Genomic DNA, 460 nt, shown 5'->3' with positions numbered 1-460 from the left:
ACGCTAAGACTATCGAAAACATCAAGAAAATGACTTTCGGTCCATCGAATAGTACAGACAGTATCACCGTAGATGGAGAAAAAAAGGTGATTACCGGACTTTCCAATACAACCTTGCCAACTGATTTGAGCAAATTAAAAGATGATCAAGCAGCGAGCCAAGGTCAATTGAAAGCAATTTTGAATAAAGCGACTGCTACCGATGATTTCTCTGTTAAGTATGATAAAAAAGATACTGGTGAAGTCGACAAAAACTCTGTTACCTTAGGTGGCGATACAAATGGCACAGTTATCAAGAATGTAAAAGCCGGCGATGTGTCTGAAAACAGTAAAGAAGCTGTCAATGGCGGTCAATTGTACAAGACAAATCAAGGTTTCGATATTTTGGTAGGTCAAGATACAGCCGATAACAGAGCTAACGTTGCTTTAGGTCAAGATAAGAAAGAAACGGTTGAATTTGC

Annotated in this window: 1 pseudogene; it reads left to right on the top strand. The window is 38.9% G+C overall.

Annotated features, from left to right (window positions below):
* Window positions 1-460, top strand: a pseudogene (locus tag HMPREF3182_RS02775) (hypothetical protein); the annotation flags it as partial.

Source organism: Megasphaera hutchinsoni, from assembly GCF_001553405.1.
GTDB lineage: Bacteria > Bacillota > Negativicutes > Veillonellales > Megasphaeraceae > Megasphaera > Megasphaera hutchinsoni.
The sequence above is the reverse complement of the archived record's forward strand: the minus strand, read 5'-3'. Positions and strand labels throughout refer to the sequence as shown.